The organism is Azospirillum sp. ST 5-10 (genome assembly GCF_051225715.1).
In the GTDB taxonomy this organism is placed as follows: domain Bacteria; phylum Pseudomonadota; class Alphaproteobacteria; order Azospirillales; family Azospirillaceae; genus Azospirillum.
In genome coordinates this window covers 1-6961 of the sequence record NZ_JBPJSP010000062.1, presented here as the reverse complement: position 1 = coordinate 6961, position 6961 = coordinate 1, and the positions used below count along the sequence as shown (strand labels likewise).

Sequence of the window (6961 nt, the reverse complement as noted above, 5' to 3'; positions counted from 1 at the left end):
CTCGCCAAGTACAACCAGCTCATCCGCATCGAGGAGCAGCTCGGCGCCGCCGCCCGCTTCGCCGGCAAAGGCATCCTGCGGCGCTGACACCCTCCCGCACGTCTTTCTCCCTGAGCCTCGGCCACGGAATGCATCGGCATCCCGTGGCCTCTTTTTTGGCCGGTTCCGGCATCCGCGCCGGACGCCGCCCACCGCGGCCCCCGTCCCGTGCGGGGGACGGGAAGCCCGATCCAACCGCTCCAACCCCGGCACGGTTGCAATCCGCCATGCCCTGAATCACCATGCGACGGACCCGCCCGTTTCCCTGTCCGCGTTGTCACGGCGTGCCATGGCCGACCGCCCGAATCCCCAGATCTCCTCCCGCAAGCAGCCGGTCCAGGCGCGGTCGACCGAGCTGGTCGCGACGATTCTCGAAGCCGCCCTCCAGGTCCTCGCCAAGGAAGGGGCACGGCGCTTCACCACGGCGCGGGTGGCCGAGAAGGCGGGGGTCAGCGTCGGCTCGCTGTATCAGTACTTTCCCAACAAGGCGGCGATCCTCTTCCGGCTCCAGAGCGACGAATGGCGGCAGACGACCGACCTGCTCCGCCGCATCCTCGAGGATGGCAGCAGACCCCCGCTCGAGCGGCTGCGCACCCTGGTGCACGCCTTCGTCCGCTCGGAATGCGAGGAAGCCGCGGTGCGCGTGGCGCTCAACGACGCGGCGCCCCTCTACCGCGACGCCCCCGAGGCACAGGAGGCGAGGGCGTCGGCGGAGCACACCTTCCAGGCCTTCATGGGTGAGGTGCTGCCCGACGCCGCGGAGGCGACCCGTGTCCTGGCCGGGGACCTGATCACCACCACCCTCGCCGCGGTGGGGAAGGGCTTCTCGGAAAGCCCGCGGACCCCGGCCGAGATCGAGGCCTACGCCGCCGCAATGGCCGACATGTTCTGCGCCTATCTCGGCAGCCTCGGGCACGATCCGGCGTGCCGCGGCGACGCGGTCGCGGAGCGCGGCGTTCCCACCCGCAAAACCTGAACAGCGGCGCCCGGCCTTGCCCGGGACGGCCGCCGCCGCCCGCACCCGCCCCGGCCTTTTCCCAAGGGAATCCTGGATCGCGACGGTTGTGCATCATGCGGTGCCGGAACGCGAATAGGGAACCTGACGAATTCGTCGTATTCTCCAGACCGGTTCAACGATGCACCCATCACCGACCGGAGACCGGCATGACCACCCTGACGACCGCCCCGCTGGCACCCCTGCTGGACCGCTTGTTCGCGCAAGCGGCCGCGGCATGGTCGGCGACCCCCTCGGTTGCCGAGTACTGGTCCGGGCTCGACCCCGAGGAACGGGCGCGCCTGATCCGCAGCAAGAGCGACTATCGCGGCTTCTACGAGCGCCTGAAGGATCTTCCGCTCGCCGTCTCGCGCGAGACCGGCCTGCTGCTCTACACGCTGGCGCGCAGCGGCGGCATGCGCACCGTCGTCGAGTTCGGGACCTCGTTCGGCGTCTCGACCCTGCACCTCGCCGCCGCGCTCCGCGACAATGGCGGCGGCCGCCTGATCACCAGCGAGTTCGAGCCGTCCAAGGTGGCGCGGGCGCGGGAGAACCTCGCCGCGGGCGGCCTCGCCGACCTGGTGGAGATACGCGAGGGGGACGCCTTGCAGACACTGAGCCGCGGACTTCCGGAGACCGTCGACATGCTGCTCCTCGACGGCGCCAAGGGCCTCTATCCCGAGATCCTGGGCCTGGTGGAAGGCCATCTCAGGCCGGGCGCCCTCGTCGTCGCCGACGATGCCGACCGCAGTCCCGACTACCTCGAGCGCGTGCGCTCGGCCGACAGCGGCTACCTGTCCGTGCCCGTCGCCGAGGGCATCGAGCTGTCCATGCGGCTCGCCTGACCCGTCTCAAGAAACTCCGTTCGGCACGCCGGCGACGGCGTGCCCCGACGCATCCCGGCGCGGCCCCACAGGGACGCGGACGCTTCCGCCGCCCCGAAAACCCATTGCCGAATCCGAAAAGGACCCCGATCCATGTCCGACACCACCCGAACCGCGATCGTCACGGGCGCCTCCCGGGGCATCGGCGCCGCGCTGGCCAGGAGGCTGGGCGCGGACGGCTTCCAGACCGTCGTCAACTACGCCTCCAGCGCGGCCGAGGCGGAGGCCGTCGTCGCCGAGATCCGATGGGCCGGCGCGCGCGCCCTGGCGATGCGCGCCGACGTCGCCGACGCGGCGGCGGTGACGGCGCTCTTCGACCGGGCGGAGGCCGAATACGGGCCGGTCATCAAGGCGAACGGCGGCCGCAATTGATCGCCCCGGACCGCCGCGCCCCTCGGAGAGCCCGATGACGACCCGATTGCGCCGTGACCCGGCGCAGACCCGCCTTCTGCTGCTGACCGCCGTCCTGTTCGTGTCCTATCTCTGCGTGGCGATCCCCCTCCCGGTCGTGCCGGTCCACGTGACCGGACGGCTCGGGCTCGGCAATGTCTGGGCGGGGCTGGCGGTCGGCGTCGCCTTCCTCGCCACCATCGTCACCCGGGGGCATGCCGGCAGCTTGTCGGACCGTCGCGGCGCCAAGACCGCGGTGCGGCGCGGCCTGGTCTTCTACGCGGCGGGCGCGCTGGTCTCGCTGGCGGCGGGCCTGCCGTTCGACGCGCCGGTGACGGCCTTCGTGATCCTGCTTGCCGGCCGACTGCTCCTCGGGCTGGGCGAGAGCCTGGTCGGCGTCGGCGTGATCGCCTGGGGGATCGGCCTCCTCGGCCCGGCGCGCTCGGGCAAGGTCCTGGCCCTGGTCGGCGCCGCCATCTACGGCGCGCTCGCGGTCGGCGGGCCGCTCGGCGTCGCGCTGCTGGAGCGGCTGGGCTTCGCCGGCGCGATGGCGGTCAGCGCGCTTCTGCCGTGCCTCGGGCTGCTGGCGATCGCGCCGATGGCGGGGGGTGCCGCGCATCCCGATGCCGAGCGCCCGCCGCTGTTGAGCGTCGTCGGCCGGATCTGGCCGCACGGGCTCGTCGTCTGCCTGCAGGGCATCGGTTTCGCCGCCATCGGAGCGTTCTTCGTCCTCCACTTCCTCCGCCAGAACTGGGACCATGCCGGGCTCGGATTCACGGCCTTCGGCAGCGGGTTCGTCCTGGTGCGCGTGCTCTTCGGCCACCTTCCGGACCGCCTCGGCGGCCTGCCGGTGGCGACCGGCTCGCTTGCCGTCGAGGCGGTCGGCCAGCTCCTGATCTGGAGCGCGCACGATCCGGTGCTTGCGCTCGCCGGTGCGTTCATGACCGGCCTGGGATGCTCGATGATCTTTCCGGCGATGGGGCGGGAGGTCGTGCAGCGGATCGAGCCGCATCTGCGCGGCACGGCGCTGGGCGGGTTCTCGGCGTTCCAGGACCTCGCCTACGGCCTGACCGGCCCGGTCGCCGGACTTCTGGCCGACCGCGCGGGGTACGGCAGCGTCTTCCTGGTCGGCGGTGTCGCCGCGGCGCTGGGATTCCTGATCGCGCTCGTCCTGCGCCGCGCGTCCGCCGCCGTGCCGCTCCGACGATGAGCGGACCGCGAGCGCGGTCCCGCCACCGCTCTGTAACAGTTTGTATCAACCCGGAGGGGTTGTTACCGGACTGATACACGATAATCCGCCCGCCGTCCGGGCGCCCTGGCTATACTCCGGCAGATATAAACGAAATCAAGAAACGGGGCCGACGCCACAGCGGTCCCAAGAGTCGGGGGAACACCATGGAAGACTCGCGACGGGTGCGTTCTCGATCCCTTGACGCGGCGTGTTCGGCACGCCGCTCCGCCGACCGCACCAAGCCGCTGAAGCGGCTGCGAACGCCGCCGTCTCCGGCCCGCGTTCCGCGATAATCCCCCCGAGACCCCTCCACGCAGCGCCTGCGGCCGATCGCGGTTCCCTCCGCGCCCGGCCGGGCCGCCACCATCGAGACAGGGACCGGCGCCCGTCGGCGCGCCGGGCACGGCTTTCCCGGCGGGGCGTCCGTCCGCCCCGGCGACCGGGCGGAGCGTGCCCGAGCGGCCGCGCACCCCCGGCCGGTGCCCGCCCGCTCAAAGGACAGCATCCATGACGTCTGCGTCGTCCCTGCGCGAGATCACCGCGCCGCTTTCCGGGCTCCTCGTGCCGCTTGAGACCGTCCCCGACCCGGTCTTCGCGAACAGGATGGTCGGCGACGGCGTGTCGCTGGACCCCACCTCCGACAATCTGCTGGCCCCGGTCGACGGCGTCGTCACCCAGCTGCACAAGGCCCACCATGCCCTGACGATCCGCACCGACGACGGGCTCGACGTGCTGCTGCACATCGGCCTCGACACAGTCATGCTGCGCGGCGAGGGCTTCGCGCCGCTGGTCGGCGAGGGCGACCGGGTGCGCGCCGGGCAGCCGCTGATCGCCTTCGACCTCGACCAGGTCGGCCGCACCGCGCGCAGCCTGCTGACCCAGATCGTCATCGCCAACGGCGACCGCGTGCTGGCGATGGAGCCGGCCCGCGGCCTCGTCGAGGCGGGCCGGAGCGTCGTCCTGCGCGTCCGCCTCGCCGGCGCCGCGGCGGAAGCCGCGCCGCCGGCTGCCGGCGGCGACGTCCTGCTGTCGCCCGAGGTGGCGCTGCCCAACCCGGCGGGGCTGCACGCCCGGCCGGCCGCCGTCTTCGCCGCCAGGGCCAAGGGCTTCGCCGCCGACATCGCCCTGCTGCGCGGCGACGCCGTGGCCAACGCCAAGTCGGTGGTCGCCGTCATGGGCCTCGCGACGCGGCAGGGGGACCGCCTGCGCGTGCGGGCCAGCGGGCCGGACGCCGAGGCGGCGCTCGCCGCCCTCGCGGCGCTGCTCGCCGAGGGCTGCGGCGAAGCGCCGGGACAGGCGCCGGCACCGGCCGTCGCCGCGGCGCCGTCGCGGCGGCCGGCGGAGGCCGGCGACGCCCGCACCTTCGTCGGCGTCTCCGCCTCGCCGGGCCTGGCGCTCGGCCGGATCTTCCAGTTCCGCCAGGAGGGGCTCGCCGTGGAGCCGACCGGCGGCCCGGCCGCCGCCGAGCACGCCGCCTTCACGACGGCGCGCGCCACCGCCGCCGCCCAGCTCGACGCGCTGAAGGTCCACATGGCGACCCCGCACAAGGCGCGCATCCTCGACGCCCACAAGGAGCTGCTGGAGGACCCCGAGCTGCTGGAGGAGGTGCGGCAGCGCATCGACGGCGGCGCCAGCGCCGCCTTCGCCTGGCAGCAGGCCTTCGCCGGCTGCGCGGCGCGGCTGGAGCTGCTGGACAACCCGCTGCTGCGCGAGCGCGCCGCCGACGTCCGTGACGTCGGCCGGCGGGTGCTCGTCCAGCTCGTCGGCACCCGCCAGGGCGACGCCGCCGTGCCCGTGCCCGAGCAGGCGATCCTGGTGGCGGAGGAGCTGACCCCGTCCGAGCTGGCCGGGCTCGACCGCCGCCGGGTGCTGGGGATCTGCACCGTCGGCGGCGGCGCCACCAGCCATCTGGCGATCATCGCCCGCTCCTTCGGCCTGCCGGCCGTGGTCGGCATCGACGATTCCGTCCTCGACCTCGCCGACGGGACGCCGGTGCTGCTGGACGGCAGCCGCGGCACCCTGCGGCGCGACCTCGACGAGGACGAGCGGGCCGACGCCCGGCGCCGCCTGGCCGAGCAGGCGGACCGCCAGCGCCAGGAGCAGGCCGCGGCCCATGCCCCCGCCGTCACCCGCGACGGCCACCGGATCGAGGTGGCGGCCAACGTCAGCGGCGCCGAGGACACGCGCGCCGCGGTCGCCGGCGGCGCCGAAGGGGTGGGCCTGCTGCGGTCGGAGTTCCTGTTCGACGAGCGCACCGACCCGCCGGGCGAGGACGAGCAGGCCGCCGCCTACCGCGCGGTCGCCGACGCGCTCGGCCGCGAACGCCCGCTGGTGGTGCGCACGCTCGACGCCGGCGGCGACAAGCCGCTCGCCTACCTGCCGCTGCCGCGCGAGGACAACCCCTTCCTCGGCATGCGCGGCATCCGCGTCGGCCTCGACCGGCCGGACCTGCTGCGCGTCCAGCTCCGGGCGATCCTGCGGGCCGCGCCGGTCGCCGACCTGCACGTCATGTTCCCCATGGTCGCCGGCCTCGACGAGCTGCGCCGCGCCCGCGCCATCCTCGACGAGGAGCAGGCGGCGCTCGGCCTCTCGGCCAAGGTCGGCATCATGGTGGAGGTGCCGGCGGCGGCGGTGCTCGCCGGCACCCTGGCCCGCGAGGTCGACTTCTTCTCCATCGGCACCAACGACCTGACCCAGTACACGCTGGCCATGGACCGCGGCCACCCGCAGCTCGCCAAGCAGGCGGACGGCCTGCACCCGGCGGTGCTGCGGATGATCGCCATGACCGTCGAGGGGGCGCACGCCCACGGCAAATGGGTCGGCGTGTGCGGTGGCATCGCCTCCGACGTCATGGCGGTGCCGGTGCTCGTCGGCCTCGGCGTCGACGAGCTGTCGGTGGGCGTCCCCGCCATCGGCGCGGTCAAGGCCGTCATCGGCCGCGTCACCCTGGCCGAGTGCCAGGCGCTCGCCCGCGAGGTGCTGACCCTGGCGACGGCCGCCGAGGTCCGGGCCCGGCTCGCCCCCTACGGCGGCTAGAGCAAGATTCACACTCCTGGTGATGCCACCTGGAGTGACCCCGCTCTAGCGACCCCCGGGCGGCGCCGGCCGCTGCCCCGCGATCACGCTTTTCGACGATGGACCCGGCCGGGCGGCACGCCCGCCCGGGATGCGCACGAACCTTGCCCAACGGGAGGTATCATCATGTCTCCGTTCGCGTTTCTGCAGAAGATCGGCAAATCGCTGATGCTGCCGGTCGCGGTCCTGCCGGTGGCGGGCCTGCTGCTCGGCATCGGCGCCGCGGATTTCGGGTGGATGCCCGACATCGTCTCGGCCCTCATGAAGCATTCCGGCGACGTGATCTTCGGCAACCTGCCGCTGATCTTCGCCATCGGCGTCGCCGTCGGCTTCACCGAGAACGACGGC

Annotated in this window: 7 protein-coding genes; all 7 read left to right on the top strand. The window is 73.5% G+C overall.

The genetic code is table 11. The annotated features are described in order from the left end of the window. The coding region (locus ACSBPG_RS31635; RefSeq protein ID WP_435541241.1) for a hypothetical protein at positions 1-87 on the top strand (87 nt) is incomplete at its 5' end. A 241-nt stretch (positions 88-328) separates the two neighbouring features. After that, the gene (locus ACSBPG_RS31630; protein ID WP_435541240.1) at positions 329-1015 is read left to right on the top strand and encodes a TetR family transcriptional regulator; all 687 of its coding nucleotides are present in this window, start codon (positions 329-331) and stop codon (positions 1013-1015) included. A 188-nt stretch (positions 1016-1203) separates the two neighbouring features. Continuing rightward, positions 1204-1878 carry an O-methyltransferase gene (locus tag ACSBPG_RS31625; protein ID WP_435541239.1) on the top strand — a complete coding sequence of 225 codons (675 nt, stop codon included), beginning with the start codon at positions 1204-1206 and terminating at the stop codon, positions 1876-1878. Positions 1879-2010: 132 nt separating this feature from the next. Beyond that, positions 2011-2289 (top strand): SDR family NAD(P)-dependent oxidoreductase, encoded by a 279-nt coding sequence (locus ACSBPG_RS31620; RefSeq protein ID WP_435541238.1) that lies wholly within the window; start codon positions 2011-2013, stop codon positions 2287-2289. 34 nt (positions 2290-2323) lie between these two features. Further along, complete coding sequence (locus ACSBPG_RS31615; protein ID WP_435541237.1) at positions 2324-3517, top strand: arabinose transporter; 1194 nt, start codon at positions 2324-2326, stop codon at positions 3515-3517. A 528-nt stretch (positions 3518-4045) separates the two neighbouring features. Next, entirely contained in the window at positions 4046-6574 is a 2529-nt protein-coding gene (gene ptsP / locus ACSBPG_RS31610; protein ID WP_435541236.1) for a phosphoenolpyruvate--protein phosphotransferase, read from the top strand. 165 nt (positions 6575-6739) lie between these two features. After that, on the top strand, positions 6740-6961 hold a 222-nt coding region (locus tag ACSBPG_RS31605; RefSeq protein WP_435541235.1), incomplete at its 3' end, for a PTS transporter subunit EIIC.

Bases quoted from the DNA above. Each gene is read 5' to 3' on its own strand.
- ACSBPG_RS31615 (WP_435541237.1), top strand. From the start codon at position 2,324: ATGACGACCCGATTGCGCCGTGACCCGGCGCAGACCCGCCTTCTGCTG.
- ACSBPG_RS31620 (WP_435541238.1), top strand. From the start codon at position 2,011: ATGTCCGACACCACCCGAACCGCGATCGTCACGGGCGCCTCCCGGGGC.
- ptsP (WP_435541236.1), top strand. From the start codon at position 4,046: ATGACGTCTGCGTCGTCCCTGCGCGAGATCACCGCGCCGCTTTCCGGG.
- ACSBPG_RS31630 (WP_435541240.1), top strand. From the start codon at position 329: ATGGCCGACCGCCCGAATCCCCAGATCTCCTCCCGCAAGCAGCCGGTC.
- ACSBPG_RS31625 (WP_435541239.1), top strand. From the start codon at position 1,204: ATGACCACCCTGACGACCGCCCCGCTGGCACCCCTGCTGGACCGCTTG.